We start from the raw sequence: 16,548 nt of genomic DNA, 5'->3' as shown, positions 1-16,548 counted from the left end.
TACCCGATCGCGCACCCACCAGCTCACTGTAGGTGCGCGGCCCAGTTCCCTCAGCCGCGCACGCTCCTCCTCATCTACCTCCAGCGGCTCCATACTGGAGGTGTACAACATCTATGTCCGGGCGCTTAGGTCCTAGCTCCAATGGAGGACCGGCCATGCGTTTCCGAGCGTGCATCGCACTTCTGCTCTTTCTCTCAGCCTGTACGACAACACCGCCCACCCCAAGAGAGCCAGCGGCCCGCGACCCGAGGCTCGCCAACCTCCAGCGTGCGGCGAAGCTGCCCTGGACGGATGGGGGGCGATGCGCCGTCCGCGAAGCTTCTGAGCCCTGGCCCGAGCTGGCGGAGCGGTGCTTTCATGCGCTGGACCATGACCGGATCGAGTTCCACGACACCACGGGGCGATGCGCGGTTGCCTCTGCCGGTGCTGCTGCCCTGGGGGTCGGGGTTTGCGTGCTGGCGGCACCGGAGATCGTCGTGGGAGCGGTGATCGTCGCGGGCGTGGTGGTGGTGGGCTTCGCCATCAAAGAGGCCATGGATGCGTATGCGCTGGATATGGGCCACCCCGAGGTAAGGCCCGTGCCAGAAACGCGACCCGTGCCTGAAACAGCGCCCGCCCCGCAGAAACCCTCGCCGGAAAAAAGGCCCAAGCCGGAGCCCAAAGGGCCGGACTTCCCTCCCGTGGGGCCCATCGAAACCTCGGAGCAGGAGCGCCGTCGCAGGTGCGAACCCATCCCGGAACCGCACGCGGGCGAGGATGACGCGCATAACAGGTGCGCCGATCAGTTTCCGCCCAACCGTTATCCCGGAATGGATGTGCTCGTGGGCGGCGTGAGCTTCGACGCGCTGCAAGTCGGCGTGCGTGTGCTGTGGGAGATCAAGACCCATCGATTTGACACGTACAACGCCTTTGTCCGGCGTCAGGAAATTGAGAAGGAATACACGCAAATCAAGAAGGAACGAGCTGCTGCGGTGACATGTGGGTATGGCTTCGTAATTGGCGTGAGCACCGACGCGCACAAGCTCGCGCTGCTGCAACGGGATCAGTCCCTCAATATCGTCGTCACGGGGTGCAAACGATGACTAAGCATAAAACCCTCATCGTCATTGTCTACGCGCCTGCGCTCGTGGGCAACGACCGCCGCGCGCTCGCTGTCGTCCATGGAATGGAAAAGGCGCTCCCCGGCCTTCGCCTGGAATGGCGGCTCTCCAAAGGCGGGCGCCCCATCGCCTTGCCGCAGCGGGATGCGTGGCTCGCAGAAAATACTGTAGACGGGGGCTTCCCAATCGTGTGCAACGGGGACGCGAGTTACCCCGTGACTGTTAACGGAGGGGAAAGACCTGGACTCCTCAGCCCAGGCGGTCAGGCCCAGTTTGAAGTGTATGCGGAACTGCCGCTGGATAAGCCTGTGATCGCGGCAGCGGCGGCTGTGCTTGAGGGCGTGGCGGAGGGGGCTCGTGCGTTGTGGGGGCGTGCGACGCCGGACGACGCTGCGGGGGACATCGCGTATCAGACGGCACCCACGCTGCAAGGGCCGCCGTCCCCACGCCGGGGGCTGCCCGCCCTCAAGCTCTTCGAGCACATCCGCTCGCCCGAGATTCCCTATTACCTCGGGTGGCTGAACTACTGGTCCGCCGCTGCCGCACGGGCCATCGGCTTTCCGGACCCCGCCCGCGATGCGGAGCTGCTGTCACGCTCACGGCGTACCGCGACGGGCGGTTGGGTTGTGCAGCTCACCGACGCGCCGCTCGACCTGGACAACCCGGCCCACCTGGACGCGCTTAAACGGGCCTACGAGCGCTTCCCCGAGATTGGCGGGCGCGCAGCCCCTTGAGGCTCGGCACGGCTCGCGCTGGCCGTGCTCAGGGCCCCTTCGCTTTGCCCTCGGGGAACGTGACGTTCCCAAGGGTGACGGTGCGCGGCCAGGTTGCCTCCCACAGCTTGAGGGTGCAGGGGCAGCCGAGCTGCGCGCGCTCCCCCTCGATGCCCACCACGACGGCACCGGCCCCAGCGGGAATCGAACCCGCTCCCTTTCTCCTGGAACGGCTCACGCCCGGCCGGAGGCCTGTCTGCCCTTGCGCGAGAGCGCGTCGATGGACGCGGCCACCAGCAGCACTCCGCCCGTCACCATGAACTTCACCGAGGACGAGAGCGCCAGCAGATCCATGCCGTTGGAGATGGAGCCGATGACGAGCGCGCCCAGCAGCGCCGACCAGGCCGAGCCCCGGCCACCGAAGAGACTCGTCCCTCCGATGACCGCCGCCGCGATGGCATTGAGCAGCACGTCACCGCTGCCCGAGGACTGGTTGACGGCCATCAGGCGCGAGGCCGCGAGAATCCCTCCGGCCGCGGCCAGCGTCGACGCCAGCGTGAAGATGACCACGCGCACTCCCGGCACCGAGATGCCCGCGCGCCGCGAGGCCTCCGCGTTGCCTCCCACCGAGAAGGTGTGACGTCCGAAGCGCGTCTGACTCAGGAGCAGAGCCACCAGCAGCGCCAGGCCCACGAAGAGGACCACCGCCAGCGGCAAGCCGCGGTCGAGCGTGAAGATGACCATGGTCGCCACCAGCACCGCGGCGGGCGCTCCCAGCGTCGTCAGCGTGCCGCGCCACGACGGCACGGGCAGTCCCTCCTTCGCCCGCCGCTTCCGTCCGAGCAGCTCCACCGCCACCATCACGGCGATGGCCACGGCCGTCAGCGCCCAGCCGATGGCCGGCTCGAAGAAGGTCCCCGCGAGGCCCACGAGCAGGTCATCGTTCAGGTTGACCGTGCCCGTGTCTCCCAGCACGTATAGCAGCGCGCCCTGCCACCCGAGCAGACCGGCCAGGGTGACCACGAAGGAGGGCACTCGCAACCGGGTGAGCCACAGGCCGTGGAACAGCCCCACCGCCGCGCCCGTGCCCAGTCCCGCCAGCAGCGAGGGCACCGCTCCCCACCCGTGCTTGACGCTCAGCACGGCCATCACCGCCGCCGCCAGGCCGCTCACGGCTCCGGCGGACAAATCAATCTCCCCGAGCAGCAGCACCAGCACCAGCCCCACCGAGATGGTGCCCATGGCGGAGATCTGCAGCATCAGGTTGGTGAGGTTGACGGGGGACAGGAAGCGGGCGTTGGTCGAGTAGAAGATGAGCCAGATGGCGGCCAGGCCCACGATGACGGGCAGGCTGCCCAGCTCGCCCTGCGCCAGCTTGCGGCGGTAACCCTCCCAGGCGCCCTTGAGACCGGGCGCATCGCTGACGAGCCGTGGGTCTCGGGCCATTTCCTTGGCGCTCATGTCGCACCTCCCTTCAAGGTCTGCTCCACCTCGGAGGTGTGCGCCCCGGTGATGGCCGCGACGATGTCCACCTCGGTCGTGTCCTTCACCGCGAACGAGCCCACCCGTTTGCCGAGCCGCATCACGATGATGCGATCGGCTACCGAGAACACGTCCACGAGGTTGTGGCTGATGATCACCACCCCGAGCCCCTGCTGGCGCAGCCGGCGGATGAGCTCGAGCACCTGCCGGGTCTGCGCCACACCCAGGGCGGCGGTGGGCTCGTCCAGCAGCACCACCTTGGGCGAGCCCATCATCGAGCGGGCCACCGCGATGGACTGCCGCTGTCCGCCGGAGAGCGACGCCACCTGCGTGCGCACGCTGGGGATGCTCACCGAGAGCTTCTCGAGCAGCTGCGTGGCCTGCAGCTCCATGGCCGTCTCATCCATCCACCCGAGCAGCCGCCCCAGCCCGCCGGCGCGCAGCTCGCGGCCGAGGAACAGGTTGCCCACCACGTCCAGGTTGTCGCAGAGCGCGAGGTCCTGGTACACGGTCGCGATTCCCAGCGCCGTGGCGCTCTGCGGCCCCGTGAGCTGCACCTGCTGGCCCTGGAAGAAAATCTGTCCCTCCTCCACCAGGTTGATGCCGGAGAGGGTCTTGACGAGGGTCGACTTCCCGGCCCCGTTGTCTCCCATCAAGGCCACGACCTCTCCGGGGTAGACCTCGAAGTCCACCTTGTGGAGGGCCTGTACGGCGCCGAAGCGCTTGGAAATCCCTCTCAATTCCAGCAGTGCGGTCGAAGGCATGTGTTCGTGCTCGTCTGTTATTGGAGCTGCGCGGCCTGACAGGCCTGCTGGTAGGCCCCCACGCAGATTTGCGCGGGCGTCCAGAACCCGTCCGCCACCACGGTGCTCTTCACGGTGTCCTTCGTCACCACCACCGGGGCGAGCAGGATGGAGGGCACGTCCTTCTTGCCGTTGGGAACCTTGGCGTTGAGCTTCCCGGCTTCCGGCTGCTGCCCGCGCAGCAGCGTGACGGCGAGCTCGGCGGCGGTCTCCGCCTCGGGCTTGATGGCCTTGTACACCGTCATGTACTGCTCTCCCGATACGACGCGCTGGATACCGGCGAGCTCGGCATCCTGGCCCGTCACGGGCGGCAGCGGCGTGACACCGGCCGCCTTCATCGCCGCGATGGCTCCGCCAGCGGTGCCGTCATTGGCCGCGTAGACGCCGATGATGTCCGCCTTGCCGAAGCGGGTGATGGACTGCTCCATCTGCTGCTGCGCCTTGTCCGGGCTCCAGTCGGGCGTGTCGTACTCGGCGCCCACCGTGAAGCCACTGCCGTCGATGACCGAGTGCGCTCCGGCCTTGAAGAGCTTCGCGTTGTTGTCGGTGGGAGAGCCGTTGATCATCACCAGCGTGCCGCTCGTCTTCCCGTCCTTACGCAGCTTGTCCACCAGCGCCTGGCCCTGCAGCTTGCCGACCTTCTCGTTGTCGAAGGAGATGTAGTAGTCCACGTCCGCGTTGACGATGAGCCGGTCATAGCTGATGACCGGAATCTTGGACTGCTTCGCGCGCGCCACGATGGCCGACGCCGAGGCCGAGTCGACCGGATCCAACACCAGCACGCGGGCGCCATTGGTGAGCGCGGCCTCGGCCTGGTCCTGCTGCTTGGCGGCGTTCTGGTCCGCGTTGCTGTAGATGACCTGGCACTCGGGACACAGCGCCTTGACCTTGCGCTCGAAGAGCGGGCGGTCATGGGACTCGTAACGGGCCGTCTTCGTCTCGGGCAGGAGCAGGGCGATCGTCTTGTCCCCCGCTCCACCTCCCGCGCCCGCACCCTCGGGCTTCTTGTCCCGGTTGCAGGCGGTGATCAGCAATACGCCCAGCGCGGCCATCGCCACGCGGCTGTTCGAGAAGCGCATCTCCACTCGGGCCTTCCTTTCGTCGAGGCTGCGACGGGTGCGCATTCCCGCACAACGCGTGCTCCTCACCTCATGCGGGACCTGAGGAGTGTCCTGGATTCAACCCGGGGTAGGCCCCCGCGCGGGCCCGCGTCCGCGTGTGCCTGCCGCGCCAGGGAGCGCCAGGGGCCCCCTGGCAAAGTGCCAGCCCCCCACGTGGCGCTTTGCGCGGGCGGCTCCGGTGTCCGGGAGACGCTCTCCTCGGGGAACGGCTGGCACTGGAATTGCGTTGTCTGTCAGCCCCTCTCCCATGCAGCGCTCACTCGTTCCCCTCCTGCTCCTGTTCCTGGCCCTGGCAAGCGTCGCCGGAGGGGCCGTGGCGGTCATCCAGCGCGACCGGCAGGCGCTGGTCGAACAGTTCGGACGCGAGCGCTCCGCCCAGCTCCAGGAGGCCACACGAGGCGTCGCCGAGGCGCTCGAGGACCTGGGAGACGACCTGACCTTCGCGGGTGAGCTGCTCGCCCAGCCCGGCTCCCCCGAGGACCACCGCCGTGAGCTGCGCGCCCTGCTGGAGGCGGTGGGCCAGTACCGCGCTGTCGCCGTCTACGGGCCCGACGGCCGCGAGCTGATGACCCAGGTGGACCGGCGGGCCCTGCTCCAACCGCTCCCGCCGGGCCATGCCACGGCCCTGGCGGACACCGCGCGCCTGGCGCTCGACGGTCCTCGGGAGCGCATCACGCCCTCGCCTCCGGTCGCGGATGCGTCCTCGGGGTGGATGCGTGTCTTCGCCACCCGGCTGCCCGCGGAGGCCCCGGGCGGTGGAGGCGCCATCGCCTTCCTGGTGGACACCGAGCCGTTCTTCGCCCCGCTGCGGCTGGTGACCTCGGACGAGAACACCCGGTTGCTGCTGCTCGGCTTCCATGGGCGCCCCTCGCTCCTGAGCGACCCGGAGGTGGCGGACTGGTACCTGCGCCTGGGGCAGGAGGGCGAGCGGGTGCCAGGACTGCGCGCGCTGACCACGCGCATGCGCGCGGGGGAGTCCGGGACGCTCCTGCTCCACGAGGGGGAGGCTACCCGGCTCGGGCTCGGGACGGCCGACGTGGTGGCCTCCTTCCTGCCCATCCGCATGCGCGGCGAGGCGTCCTGGTCCGTGGCGATGCTCTCGTCCACGCGGGCGCTGCGTTCCCACGAGCGCACCCTGGTGCTGCGCCTGTCCTTCGCCGCGTTCCTGGTGGCCGTCTTCCTCGTCACCTTCGGGGCGTACGTCGTGCTCGCCAACCGCCGCGCCGTGGCGCTGCGCGAGAGCCGCCGGCACGCCGACCGCCTGGCGCACCTCCACGAGAAGACGCAGAAGATTCTGGACCACATCCCCACGGGCGTCCTCGCGTTGAGCGACGGGGGCCGCATCAGCGCCGTGAATCAGGCCCTCCGCGCCCGGCTGCCGGCCAGCGCGCTGGGTGGCTCGCTCTCGGAGGCCTTCCCCGCCGCGCCCGCTCCCGTGGTGCGGCGGCTCACGGCGCTGGTGGAGGCCACGCGCGCGGACGGACGGGTGCGCAGCCTGCATGGCGAGACGCTCAGCCTCTTCGGTGAGAAGGGCCAGTACAACGTCCACGCCGTCCCGCTGGAGCACGGGGAGGAAGAGGTGCGCACCCTCGTGGTGCTCGAGGATTTGAGCAACGTGCGCATGCTCGAGGACCAGCTACTGCGGGCGGAGAAGCTCGCCACGGTGGGCGTGCTCGCCGCGGGCGTGGCCCATGAGATTGGCACTCCCCTGGGGGTCATCCGGGGCCGCGCCGAGTACATGTTGAGCAAGCTGGGCGGCGCCGAGCACCCGCAGGGCAGGGGGCTCAGCGCTATCATCAGCCAGATAGATCGGGTGAGCCGCACCATCCGGCAGCTGCTCGACTTCTCGCGCTTCCAGCCCGCCGAGGCCCGCGCGGTGCTGCTGGCTCCGCTGGTGCAGGGCCTCCAGGAGTTGATGCAGGTGGAGGCGGACCGCAGGCGGGTGCGGCTCCACGTCGACGTGTCCGAGGAGCTGCCCCCGCTCGCGGCCGATGCCGACCAGCTCCAGCAGGTGCTGCTCAACCTCGTGCTCAACGCCTGTGACGCCTGCGAGGCCGGAGGCCACGTGCGGCTGAGCGCCTCGCAGCTACCCGAGGACGCGGCCGGGGCGCGGGGCCTGCTCGAGCTGCGCATCGAGGACGACGGCTGTGGCATCGCCCCGGAGCACCTGCATCAGATTTTCGATCCCTTCTTCACCACCAAGAAGCGGGGCCAGGGCACGGGCCTGGGGCTGACCATGGTGGCGCAAATCGTCCGCAACCACGGGGGCCAGGTGGAGATCGACAGCGAGCCGGGCCGGGGCACCCGCGTCACGCTGCGGTGGCCGGTGGCCGCCCCCAGCTGGGAGGAACAACATGCCGTCTAGCGCTCGGGTGCTCGTGGTGGATGACCACGTGGAGATGGGGGAGATGCTCCATGAGCCCCTCACGGACGCCGGCTACCTCGTGGACGTGGCGAGCAGCGGCGCGGAGGCCATCTCCCTGCTGCGCTCCCGCCTCTACGACGTCGTGCTGTGCGACCTGCGCATGAAGGAGGTGGATGGGCTGGATGTGCTCGCGGCGGCGTTGAAGATAGACCCGGGGCTCCCGGTGCTGATGATGACCGCCTTTGGCGCGGTGGAGAGCGCGGTGGAGGCGATGAAGCGCGGCGCCTACCACTACCTCACCAAGCCCTTCCGCCTGGATGAGATCCTCCTCTATGTCGGGCGGGCGCTGGAGGAGCGGCGTCTGCGCGCCGAGCACCGCACGCTCAAGCGCCAGGCGGCGGACCGCGGGGGCCTGGGCGCGTTGCTGGGCCACAGCGCGCCCATGCGGGCCCTGTATGAGCTCATCGAGCGCGTGGCGCCTTCCGATGTGGCAGTGCTGGTGCGCGGCGAGAGTGGGAGCGGAAAGGAGCTGGTCGCCCGGGCGCTCCACGTGGAGGGCTCGCGGAAGGACGGGCCCTTCGTGGCGGTCAACTGCACCGCATTGCCCCATGCGCTGCTGGAGAGCGAGCTCTTCGGCCACGTGAAGGGCGCCTTCACGGGGGCGACCACGGCGCGCCGGGGCCTGTTCGTCGAGGCGGATGGAGGCACGCTGTTCCTCGACGAGATTGGCGACATGGCTCCCGAGCTCCAGGCGAAGCTGCTGCGGGTGCTGGAGGACGGCGAGGTGCGGGCCGTCGGAGCGGATGGTGCGCGCAGCGTCGAGGTGCGCGTCATCGCCGCGACCCACCAGGACCTGGAGGCGCGGGTGAAGGAGGGGCGCTTCCGGGCGGACCTCTTCTACCGGCTCAACGTCGTGTCGCTCCGGGTGCCTCCGTTGCGCGAGCGCGGAGAGGACCTTCCGATGCTGGTCGAGCACTTCATTGCCCAGGCGCGCGCGCGCAACCCGCGCTCCCCGGTGATGGGGCTGGCCCCGGAGGTGGTGGCGGAGCTGGCGCGCATGCCGTGGCCGGGCAACGTGCGCGAGCTGGAGAACCTCGTGCAGCGCCTGGTGCTGCTCGGCGCCCAGCCGCTCGTGGACCTGCCGCTGCTGCGCTTGCACGCGTCCGGGGCCGCGGCGGGCCTGCCCGCGCATCCGCTGGCGGCGGTGCAGGACCAGGTGGTGCCGCTGCGGCAGTTGGAGAGCGAGTACATCGCCTGGGTGCTCGCTCGGTGTGGGGGCAACAAGACGCGCGCGGCGGAGCTGCTGGGCATCGACGTCTCCACCATCCACCGGCGCGAGCGCGCCGACGGCGGCATTTCGCAACGGTAGGACCCGGGCGCTTTGCCAGACACGGAGGCCGCGGGCGCGGTGCTCCCCTCGGAGTGGAGGCGGCACGGGCCTTGCTCTCGTGTCTGGGCATGAATCCGCACCGCTTTCTTCCGTGTCTTCTCCTGGCGCTCGGCCTGTCGGGCTGCGCGGCCAACAACCGCAACAGCGTCACGACCACTGGCGTGGAGCGGCCCGCACCGACCGCACCGGCCGCCCAGGTAACGGTCCGCGACGAGGGCAAGCCGTCCACCTCGGATGAGGCGCTCGCGGCGCTCGCGGCCGGGCCCATCTACTTCACACTCGACTCCGCCAGCCTGACACCCGAGGCCCAGGACTCGCTGGAGCGCCTCGCGCTGGCGCTGCGCCAGCGTCCCCAGGCCCGGGTGACGGTGTCGGGGCACACCTGCGAGCTGGGCACCACCGAGTACAACCTGGCCCTGGGCCAGCGCCGCGCCGACATCGTTCGCACCCACCTCGGGCGCCTGGGCGTCGAGCCCCAGCGCATCCAGGTGCTGTCTTACGGCGAGGAGAAGCCGGCGGACGCGCGCGAGCTGGAGAAGAACCGCCGCGCCGAGTTCTCCTTCCGTCAGGCCCCGTAGTGCGGCCGTGGTCGAGGTACCCCCGGGGAGACCGTGGCCATGAAAGGAATTGACGAGGCCCAGGCGCTGGACCTGGGCGCGGAGTTGGAGCTCATGCGCCTGTTGTGGGCCGTGGAGAACCGGATGAACGCCACCTCCAAGCACATGCGGTCCAGGCTGGGGGTGACGGGCCCTCAGCGGCTCGTGGTGCGGATGGTGGGACGCTTCCCCCGCATCTCCGCGAGTCGGCTCTCGGACCTCCTGCTTCTCCACCCCAGTACGATCACCGGCATCCTGCAGCGCCTGGAAAAGTGTGGGCATGTCGAGCGCGAGCCGGACCCGGACGATGGGCGGAGCTCGCTCTTCTCGCTCACCGAGGCGGGCCGCGTGCTGGACGTGCCTTCCACTGGGCCGGTGGAGATGGCCGTACAGCGGGTGCTCTCCCGAATACCGGAGGAGCGGCTGGTGGATGCCCGCGAGCTGCTCACCGTGCTCACACAGGAGTTGTTCGCGGGGATCCAGCAGGAGTGCCCGCTCGGAGCGGCGCGGCCGCCAGGCGAGCGGTGACTCGCGAGGGAGCGGTGTGCGGCGCGGCTCGGATAGTCTGCGCGCACACCTTCGCTCGGAGTCCCGCGTTGACGCCAAACCGCCGTGCCGTTTCCTGCCTGCTGCTCGCGCTGAACGTGGCGTGTGCCACGGCCCGCCCCGCGTCCACGGAGGCGGAGAGGCCGGGGCTGCTGTCCTGGTCCGGGCAGCTCGCCGTGCGCGAGGCCTGGCTCGCGAAGCGCCATGAGCTGTTGCTGCCGATGATGCGCCACCACGGCGTGGGCATGTGGCTCGTGGTGAACGAGGAGTTCCACGATGATCCGCTCACCCCGCACGTGGCGCCGCCGCGTCCCTACGCGGGCAACCGGGACGTCTTCGTGTTCATCGACGCGGGCGAGCAGGGGCTGAAGAAGTACGCGCTGACGGCCTATGCCGAGGAGAGCCTCGCGCGCTTCTTCGAGCCGCCCGAGGAGCCGCGCAAGCAGAAGGAAGCGCTGGCGGCGCTCTACGCGCGCTACCAGCCGCGCACCATCGCGCTGGGCATCGGGGGCAAGCGTGGGGTGACGCGCAGCCTGACGCGGGACTCGTATGCGTTCCTCGTGGAGGCGCTGGGGGCCGAGGCGGAGGCGCGCTTCGTGAGCGCGGCGCCGCTCATCGAGGAGTACCTGGACACGCGCCTCCCCGAGGAGCTGGAGCACTACCGGGAGATGGTGGCGCTGACGGAGCGGGTGGTGAAGCGGGCGCTCTCGGCCGAGGTGGTGAAGCCGGGTGTCACGAAGGTGGGGGACGTGCGCCGCTGGCTGTACGACGAGCTGGGGCGGCTGGGCGTGGGCACGTGGTTCCAGCCGGACTTGCGCGTGCAGCGCAAGGCGCAGGGCAACGCCTCGTCGAGGGGCTTCCTCGCGGTGGCGAAGGAGGACCTGGTCATCGAGCGGGGGGACCTGCTGCACGTGGACTTCGGCATCAGCTACCTGGGGCTGAACACCGACTGGCAGAAGATGGCCTACGTGCTGCGCGAGGGAGAGAAGGACGTGCCCGAGGGGCTGAAGCGGGCGCTGGCGAACACGAACGCGCTTCAGGACGCGATGGTGAAGGAGTCGCATCCGGGGCGCTCGTCCGCCGACGTGTACGAGGCGGTGATGGCCGGAATGAAGGAGAGGGGAATCGAGGCCCAGGTGTACTCGCACCCGCTGGGCAACCAGGGACACGCGCTGGGGGCGGCCATCGACTTCCGCTCGGCGAGCCGTCAGGAGGAGCCGAGGAAGCTGCGCGAGGGCTCGTACATCGCCATCGAGCTCAACACGCGCACGCCGGTGCCCGAGTGGGAGGGCCAGGAGGTGTACGCGATGCAGGAGGATCCCGCGTACCTCACCGCCGGGGGCTGGCGCTTCTTCGTCCCCCGGCAGGAGGCGTACTACGTGATTCCCTGAGCGCGACGGCCCGCGAGCAGGTGGCTCGCGGGCCGTGCAATCCCCGCCCCCCGGCGGGGTGCGCTCAGCGCGCGTAGATGCGCTTGTGGTCGCGCGTGCCCTGGTAGCGGAAGCCCTCGCCGGCCGTCTCCTCGGCGGGCTTGTCATCGAGCTTCTCGCGCGCGGCCATGATGGCCTCGTACTCGGGGATGCTCAGCGCGCGCCGCCGCTCCAGCAGATTCTCCAGGCCCAGCGCCTTCACGCGCGCCTGCGCCTCGGGCGTCACCACCGCGCTGAAGAACTCCGCGCACGAGCCGCTGCCGTACGAGAACAGGCCAATCCGCTTGCCCGTGAGGTCCTCGCGCGAGGACGACAGGAGGCTCGCCAGCGCCAGGTACATGGAGCCCGTGTAGATGTTGCCCACCTGCGAGGGCAGCACGAGGCTGGGGCCCACCAGCCGATCGAAGCTCGCGTCCGGGTCCTTGTCCCCGTCCAGCGTGCGCAGGTGGCGGTGCGCCTTGCGCGACATCTTCCCGTACGGCACGTGGTACACGAGCGCGGCGAAGCGGTCGCTGTAGAAGCCCTCGCCGCCCGCGTCCTCCGCGGCCTCCTGGTAGGCCTTGTACGCGCCCTCGACCGCCTCCAGGTAGCACTGCACCGAGTAGTGCCCGTCCACCACCGCGTCCTTCGAGTAGAGCGGCCGCCAGAAGTCCATGACGTCCTTGGCGTACGCGCCCGTCTTGCCCGTCTCGAAGGCCAGCAGCTTGGGCTTGTCGGACACGAGCAGCGCCACCGCGCCCGCGCCCTGCGTGGGCTCACCCGGCGTGCCCACCCCGTAGCGGGCAATATCCGAGCAGATGATGAGCGCCTTCTTGCCCTTCGCGCTGCCCGAGCGCACCCAGTCCATGGCCAGCAGCAGCGCCGCGGTGCCGCCGTAGCACGCGTGCTTGGTCTCGAAGACGCGGCAGCGCGTGGACAGGCCCAGCAGGCCCTGCACGTACGAGGACACCGGCTTGGAGTGGTCCACCGCCGTCTCGGTGCCCACCACCAGCATGCCCACGTCCTCGGCCGAGCACCCGGCCGCGTCCATCGCCATGCGGGCCGCGCGCGCCGCCAGCGTCACCGTGTCCTCCTCCACCTGCGGCACGGCCATGCGCGTCACACCCAGTCCGTCCACGTACTTGCCGGGTGCCACGCCACGCGCCTTGGCGAGCTCCGCCAGCTCCACGTAGGTGGGGGGAACGGCGATCCCAAGGCTCTCCAGTCCTGCCTGCATCCAGCGCTCCTTCAATTCTTCAGTGGGGGTTCACTGATTTGTGGGGGGATGAACATACTGACCGATCGGTAGGGTGGGTTTCCACCCCCACATCCGCTTGTCCTGGCGACAAGGTGGGAAAAGGTGATGAAGACGATCCCAGACGCCCTACGGAGCCCCTTGCACGGTGGCGCGGGGGGCTCCGGGGTTATGAAGGCGCCCGTGCTCCATCCCGAATCCTCCATCGATCGCATCGGCCCCACGCGCCGTCCGGATGAGCGGCCGGTGATGTACCAGCGCTGGCGCCACCTCCTGTTCCTGCATTGGTCCTTTCCGCCGGAGGTGGTGGCGCCGCTGCTGCCGCCAGGGCTGACGCTCGACACGTTCGACGGCCGGGCGTGGGTGGGTCTGGTGCCCTTCACCATGCAGGGGGTGCGTCCGCGCGGCCTGCCCGCCGTGGGCTTCCTGTCGGACTTCCACGAGACCAACGTGCGCACGTACGTGCACTACAAGGGGAAGGACCCCGGCGTCTGGTTCTTCAGCCTGGAGGCGGCCAACGCCATCGCGGTGCGGCTCGCCCGGGCCTGGTTCAAGCTGCCGTACCACTACGCGGGCATGGAGCTCACCGTGGGCGCGCAGGGGGAGTCCTTCGCCTACCGCTCCGAGCGCCGCTGGCCCGGGCCCACGCCCGCCACCTGCGCCGTGCGCTGCTCGCCCAAGGGCCCCGCCTCCAGCTCCACGCCGGACACGCTCCAGCACTTCCTCGTCGAGCGCTACTTCCTCTACTCCACCGCGCGCGGGAAGCTCTTCCGCGGCCAGGTGCACCACTCGCCCTACCCGGTGCGGGGCGCCGACGTGGAGGGCCTGGACGAGTCGCTGCTGGCGGCCGCTGGCATCTCCCGTCCTCCCGAGCCCCCGCTGGCCCTCTTCTCGGAAGGCGTCGACGTCGACGTGTTCCGCCTCGAGCCCGTGGAGCCGTGACCCACTAGCAGGAGCCGCAGTCGGCGGCGCAGCTGCTGGGCGTGCTGCCCGAGCCGCAGTGCTCCGTCGCCTGGCACACCCCGTCACCGCAGCTGTAGATGTCCGCGGGCTTCATGCGCGTGGTGATGGGCCGGTAGGTGGTGCCGTTGTAGGTGCAGGACGTGTAGAAGGTGTTCGTCGAGTCCTTGGTGCAGTACGTGGAGCAGCTGCCCACGTAGCTGAGCGGCGGGCACTGCGAGGAGTTGATGGAGCCGGAGAGGCCGCACACGCGCGGGCTGCTCTGGGTGCTGCTCAGCGACAGGCCATCGTTGCCGCCGAAGATGCCCGTGCTCCCGTCGAAGAGGTTGCCGAAGAAGCACGCCTCCTGGACGCTGTAGTCCGTCAGCTCCTGGCTCGTGTAGGGGATGGAGTTGCCCGTGCCGTTGAGCCCCAGCAGCGAGATGTTGATGTGCAGGCCGAACTTGTTGGCGTGCGCCGCCATGCAGGCCGACACCACCTGCAGCTCCGTCGTGGTGGCCGTCGAGCCGCTCGCCCAGCTCGCCGCCAGGCCCAGCTGGCCGCTCCACGTATAGGTGACGTTGGTGCTCGGGTCCGTGTACGAGCGCGTCTGGCCCGAGGGCACCGCGCACGCCACCACGTACTGCATCACCTCGTCGCGCACCGAGGGGTCGCCCTGGAACCAGGAGCTGAAGGTGCTCGTCGACAGGCCGTTGAGGCTCAGGCCGTTGAGGCTCAGGCCGTTGAGGCTCAGGCCGTTGAGGCTCAGGCCGTTGAGGCTCAGGCCGTTGTAGAGGGTGACTTTCCGCGTCGTACTCCCCAGGGGCTCCAGCTCTTCCGGCAGTCCGCCCTCCGGTCCGCAGCCGATGGCGCCGCAGGCCAACACGAGAGTCACCAACCCCCCCCAACCCGCCGCCGGACGAAGCTCCCAACCACTGCGCCGAGACTCGAAGGTCTTCAACAGCATGGGCCACCCCCTGGGAACGGATGCGGAATTCTGTTCTGCCTGTAACTCCCCCGTGGAGACTCTCGGAAAAGGCCCGACAACCTGATCTCCACGCTTATTAGTGTGAGTACCGTGAGAGATGAAAAAAAGGACTGCCCCGTCAAACGGGTCTAATCGGTCAGGATTGAGACAGCTGATTCGTTGAGCGGGCGAATTCCACTTGCACGCAGTGTCGGGCAGTGGATGACCTGTTGCGTCACCTCGGACGACGTACGCGGTCCCCACGACGGCGTGAGGGGACGCCGCGCGGACGCGAGAGGGCGCCGGGAGGCCCGGAAGGCCTCACGCCCTGTTCAAGAGGAGGGGGCGGGGTGGGGTGGTGCCCGTCAGCCGGCGAGCGGCAGGGAGCAGGCGCGCGCGGCCGAGGGGGTGACGCCGAAACCGCTCGCGTCGCGCACCACCCAGCCGGCGATGTCCGCCAGGGGACCGCCGGTGATTTCGACGCCCTCGGGGCCGCGGCGCGCATCCACCTGACCCACGTGGGCGCAGGCGTGCACGCTCACGCGGGTACCGGCCGCACGGGCCTGGGCGCGTTGGTGCAGCTCGCGCGCCGTCTCCAGCAGCTCGTGGGCCTCCGCGCGCGGGGGCTCGTCGAGCGGACGCACGCCCAGCAGCGCCATGCCCGTCTGCACGGCGAGCACGAAGCCCGCGGCGCGCAAATCCTGCTCCAGGCCGTCGAGCACCTCGGAGACGGTGGCGTACGCGGCGTCGTCCTCGGCCCCGTCCTCGAGCACCACCTCGGCGTGCAGGGCGAAGGCGCGCACGCTGCGGCCGCTGGCCGTCACCCGCTCGGCCGACGTGGGAGTCACCGCCTCGCGCAGCGCGGCACGGAAGGAGGCCACGTCCGGGTAGCGCCGGTCCGCTTCCTTCTCCAGGCAGCGCAGCACCACCGCGTCCACCGCGGGCGGCACGGGCGCCTCGGTGCTCGGCCTGGGCGGCGGCGCCTCCAGGTGCATCCGCTCCACCTCCAGTCTGTCCTCGGACTGGAAGGGGTAGTGGCCCGTGAGCATCTGGTAGAGGAGCACGCCCAGCGCGTACACGTCCGTGGTGGGGCCGATGCTGCCGCCGCGGAACTGCTCGGGCGCCATGGCCTGCGAGGTGCCCAGCCGCTGGCCCGCCATCGTCAGCCCCTCCTGCCCCGGCTCGGGGTGGATGAACTTGGCGATGCCGAAGTCCAGCAGCTTCACCACCGGCGGCTCTCCCTCGGACACCACCGCCACGTTGCTCGCCTTGAGGTCTCGGTGCACCACGCCCGCGTGGTGCGCCGCATCCAGCGCCGCGCACACCGGCTCGAGGTACGCCAGCGCCCGCTCCGGCGACAGCCGCCCGCGCTCCTGCAGCAGCTGGCTGAGCGTGCGCCCCGGCAACAGCTCCATCACATAGTAGGGGCTGCCATCCGGCAGCATGCCGAAGTCGTAGACGTCGACGATGTGCGGGTGGCGTATCTGATTGACGACGCGGGCCTCGCGCACGAAGCGCTGCAGCATCTCGCCCTGATCCGTCAGGTGCGGATGCAGCACCTTGACCGCGGCGCGCCGGCCGAGAATCCGGTGTTCCGCTTCGTACACCGCGCCATGGCCGCCGGAGGCGAGCACCGCCTTGAGCATGTACTCGCCGGCCAGAGAGCCCGGTGCGGGCTGCGCGCGAGTGGGGATGTCACGGGGGGGTGTCCGCTCGTTGCGAGGGAGGATGTGGAAGGTGCTGTCCGTGTCCGCCATTGGTTCAACGGTAGCAGCGCCAGCGGAGCCGCTCCGGCGCGGGGGGGGGCCTCTGTCGAGCGGCGGGCACTTGGGTTACCCTTCTGGGCCAAGGTGTCCAGTGGT

At 69.8% G+C, this 16,548-nt stretch carries 14 protein-coding genes; 8 read left to right on the top strand and 6 right to left on the bottom strand.

All coding sequences use genetic code 11. The features are described 5' to 3' along the window. Window positions 1-155 precede the first annotated feature (155 nt). Both ACJ8AN_RS40005 and ACJ8AN_RS40000 read left to right on the top strand, forming a co-directional pair. The gene (locus tag ACJ8AN_RS40005; RefSeq protein WP_407760898.1) at window positions 156-1,082 is read left to right on the top strand and encodes a DUF6310 domain-containing protein; all 927 of its coding nucleotides are present in this window, start codon (window positions 156-158) and stop codon (window positions 1,080-1,082) included. Beyond that, window positions 1,079-1,834 carry a DUF5953 family protein gene (locus ACJ8AN_RS40000; RefSeq protein WP_407760897.1) on the top strand — a complete coding sequence of 252 codons (756 nt, stop codon included), beginning with the start codon at window positions 1,079-1,081 and terminating at the stop codon, window positions 1,832-1,834. The genes ACJ8AN_RS40005 and ACJ8AN_RS40000 overlap by 4 nt, the downstream gene beginning before the upstream one ends. A gap of 213 nt (window positions 1,835-2,047) precedes the next feature. On the opposite strand, the gene ACJ8AN_RS39995 is transcribed toward ACJ8AN_RS40000, so the two are convergent. From ACJ8AN_RS39995 to ACJ8AN_RS39985, 3 genes are read right to left on the bottom strand one after another with little or no spacing between them, the layout of a single operon-like run. Next, on the bottom strand, window positions 2,048-3,274 hold the full coding sequence (locus tag ACJ8AN_RS39995; RefSeq protein ID WP_407760896.1) for a sugar ABC transporter permease: 1,227 nt from the start codon (window positions 3,272-3,274) through the stop codon (window positions 2,048-2,050). Continuing rightward, a complete protein-coding gene (locus ACJ8AN_RS39990) occupies window positions 3,271-4,059 on the bottom strand; it encodes an ATP-binding cassette domain-containing protein (RefSeq protein ID WP_407760895.1) in 789 nt (262 codons plus the stop codon). Before ACJ8AN_RS39990 ends, ACJ8AN_RS39995 begins: the two co-directional genes overlap by 4 nt. Window positions 4,060-4,076: 17 nt before the next feature. After that, on the bottom strand, window positions 4,077-5,177 hold the full coding sequence (locus tag ACJ8AN_RS39985) for a sugar ABC transporter substrate-binding protein (RefSeq protein WP_407760894.1): 1,101 nt from the start codon (window positions 5,175-5,177) through the stop codon (window positions 4,077-4,079). A 289-nt stretch (window positions 5,178-5,466) separates the two neighbouring features. Between ACJ8AN_RS39985 and ACJ8AN_RS39980 the strand changes: the two genes are divergently transcribed. From ACJ8AN_RS39980 to ACJ8AN_RS39960, 5 genes are all read left to right on the top strand, one after another. Continuing rightward, a complete protein-coding gene (locus ACJ8AN_RS39980; RefSeq protein ID WP_407760893.1) occupies window positions 5,467-7,584 on the top strand; it encodes a two-component system sensor histidine kinase NtrB in 2,118 nt (705 codons plus the stop codon). After that, window positions 7,574-8,953 (top strand): sigma-54-dependent transcriptional regulator, encoded by a 1,380-nt coding sequence (locus ACJ8AN_RS39975; protein WP_407760892.1) that lies wholly within the window; start codon window positions 7,574-7,576, stop codon window positions 8,951-8,953. The genes ACJ8AN_RS39980 and ACJ8AN_RS39975 overlap by 11 nt, the downstream gene beginning before the upstream one ends. A gap of 89 nt (window positions 8,954-9,042) precedes the next feature. Continuing rightward, window positions 9,043-9,552 (top strand): OmpA family protein, encoded by a 510-nt coding sequence (locus ACJ8AN_RS39970; protein ID WP_407760891.1) that lies wholly within the window; start codon window positions 9,043-9,045, stop codon window positions 9,550-9,552. Between the two features lie 39 nt (window positions 9,553-9,591). Beyond that, entirely contained in the window at window positions 9,592-10,098 is a 507-nt protein-coding gene (locus ACJ8AN_RS39965) for a MarR family winged helix-turn-helix transcriptional regulator (RefSeq protein ID WP_407760890.1), read from the top strand. A 68-nt stretch (window positions 10,099-10,166) separates the two neighbouring features. Further along, window positions 10,167-11,507, top strand: coding sequence for a M24 family metallopeptidase (locus ACJ8AN_RS39960; protein WP_407760889.1), 1,341 nt, complete (start codon window positions 10,167-10,169; stop codon window positions 11,505-11,507). A gap of 64 nt (window positions 11,508-11,571) precedes the next feature. On the opposite strand, the gene ACJ8AN_RS39955 is transcribed toward ACJ8AN_RS39960, so the two are convergent. Further along, window positions 11,572-12,762, bottom strand: a complete 1,191-nt coding sequence (locus ACJ8AN_RS39955) for a hydroxymethylglutaryl-CoA synthase (RefSeq protein ID WP_407760888.1) — start codon at window positions 12,760-12,762, stop codon at window positions 11,572-11,574. 201 nt (window positions 12,763-12,963) lie between these two features. Here ACJ8AN_RS39955 and ACJ8AN_RS39950 point away from each other — a divergent pair, with 201 nt between their 5' ends. Further along, on the top strand, window positions 12,964-13,722 hold the full coding sequence (locus tag ACJ8AN_RS39950) for a YqjF family protein (protein ID WP_407760887.1): 759 nt from the start codon (window positions 12,964-12,966) through the stop codon (window positions 13,720-13,722). 4 nt (window positions 13,723-13,726) lie between these two features. Here the strand turns inward: ACJ8AN_RS39950 and ACJ8AN_RS39945 are convergent, their stop codons facing one another. Beyond that, window positions 13,727-14,614 (bottom strand): hypothetical protein, encoded by an 888-nt coding sequence (locus ACJ8AN_RS39945; protein WP_407760886.1) that lies wholly within the window; start codon window positions 14,612-14,614, stop codon window positions 13,727-13,729. 437 nt (window positions 14,615-15,051) lie between these two features. Next, window positions 15,052-16,443 (bottom strand): protein kinase domain-containing protein, encoded by a 1,392-nt coding sequence (locus ACJ8AN_RS39940; protein ID WP_407760885.1) that lies wholly within the window; start codon window positions 16,441-16,443, stop codon window positions 15,052-15,054. Window positions 16,444-16,548 lie beyond the last annotated feature (105 nt).

The organism is Archangium sp. (genome assembly GCF_045802675.1).
GTDB lineage: Bacteria > Myxococcota > Myxococcia > Myxococcales > Myxococcaceae > Archangium.
This window is presented reverse-complemented; position numbering and strand designations above follow the sequence as displayed.

Coding starts and splice junctions, on each gene's coding strand:
- ACJ8AN_RS39985 (WP_407760894.1), bottom strand. CDS start 5,177: ATGCGCTTCTCGAACAGCCGCGTGGCGATGGCCGCGCTGGGCGTATTG.
- ACJ8AN_RS39980 (WP_407760893.1), top strand. CDS start 5,467: ATGCAGCGCTCACTCGTTCCCCTCCTGCTCCTGTTCCTGGCCCTGGCA.
- ACJ8AN_RS39940 (WP_407760885.1), bottom strand. CDS start 16,443: ATGGCGGACACGGACAGCACCTTCCACATCCTCCCTCGCAACGAGCGG.
- ACJ8AN_RS40000 (WP_407760897.1), top strand. CDS start 1,079: ATGACTAAGCATAAAACCCTCATCGTCATTGTCTACGCGCCTGCGCTC.
- ACJ8AN_RS39970 (WP_407760891.1), top strand. CDS start 9,043: ATGAATCCGCACCGCTTTCTTCCGTGTCTTCTCCTGGCGCTCGGCCTG.
- ACJ8AN_RS39990 (WP_407760895.1), bottom strand. CDS start 4,059: ATGCCTTCGACCGCACTGCTGGAATTGAGAGGGATTTCCAAGCGCTTC.
- ACJ8AN_RS39975 (WP_407760892.1), top strand. CDS start 7,574: ATGCCGTCTAGCGCTCGGGTGCTCGTGGTGGATGACCACGTGGAGATG.
- ACJ8AN_RS39995 (WP_407760896.1), bottom strand. CDS start 3,274: ATGAGCGCCAAGGAAATGGCCCGAGACCCACGGCTCGTCAGCGATGCG.
- ACJ8AN_RS39965 (WP_407760890.1), top strand. CDS start 9,592: ATGAAAGGAATTGACGAGGCCCAGGCGCTGGACCTGGGCGCGGAGTTG.
- ACJ8AN_RS39955 (WP_407760888.1), bottom strand. CDS start 12,762: ATGCAGGCAGGACTGGAGAGCCTTGGGATCGCCGTTCCCCCCACCTAC.
- ACJ8AN_RS40005 (WP_407760898.1), top strand. CDS start 156: ATGCGTTTCCGAGCGTGCATCGCACTTCTGCTCTTTCTCTCAGCCTGT.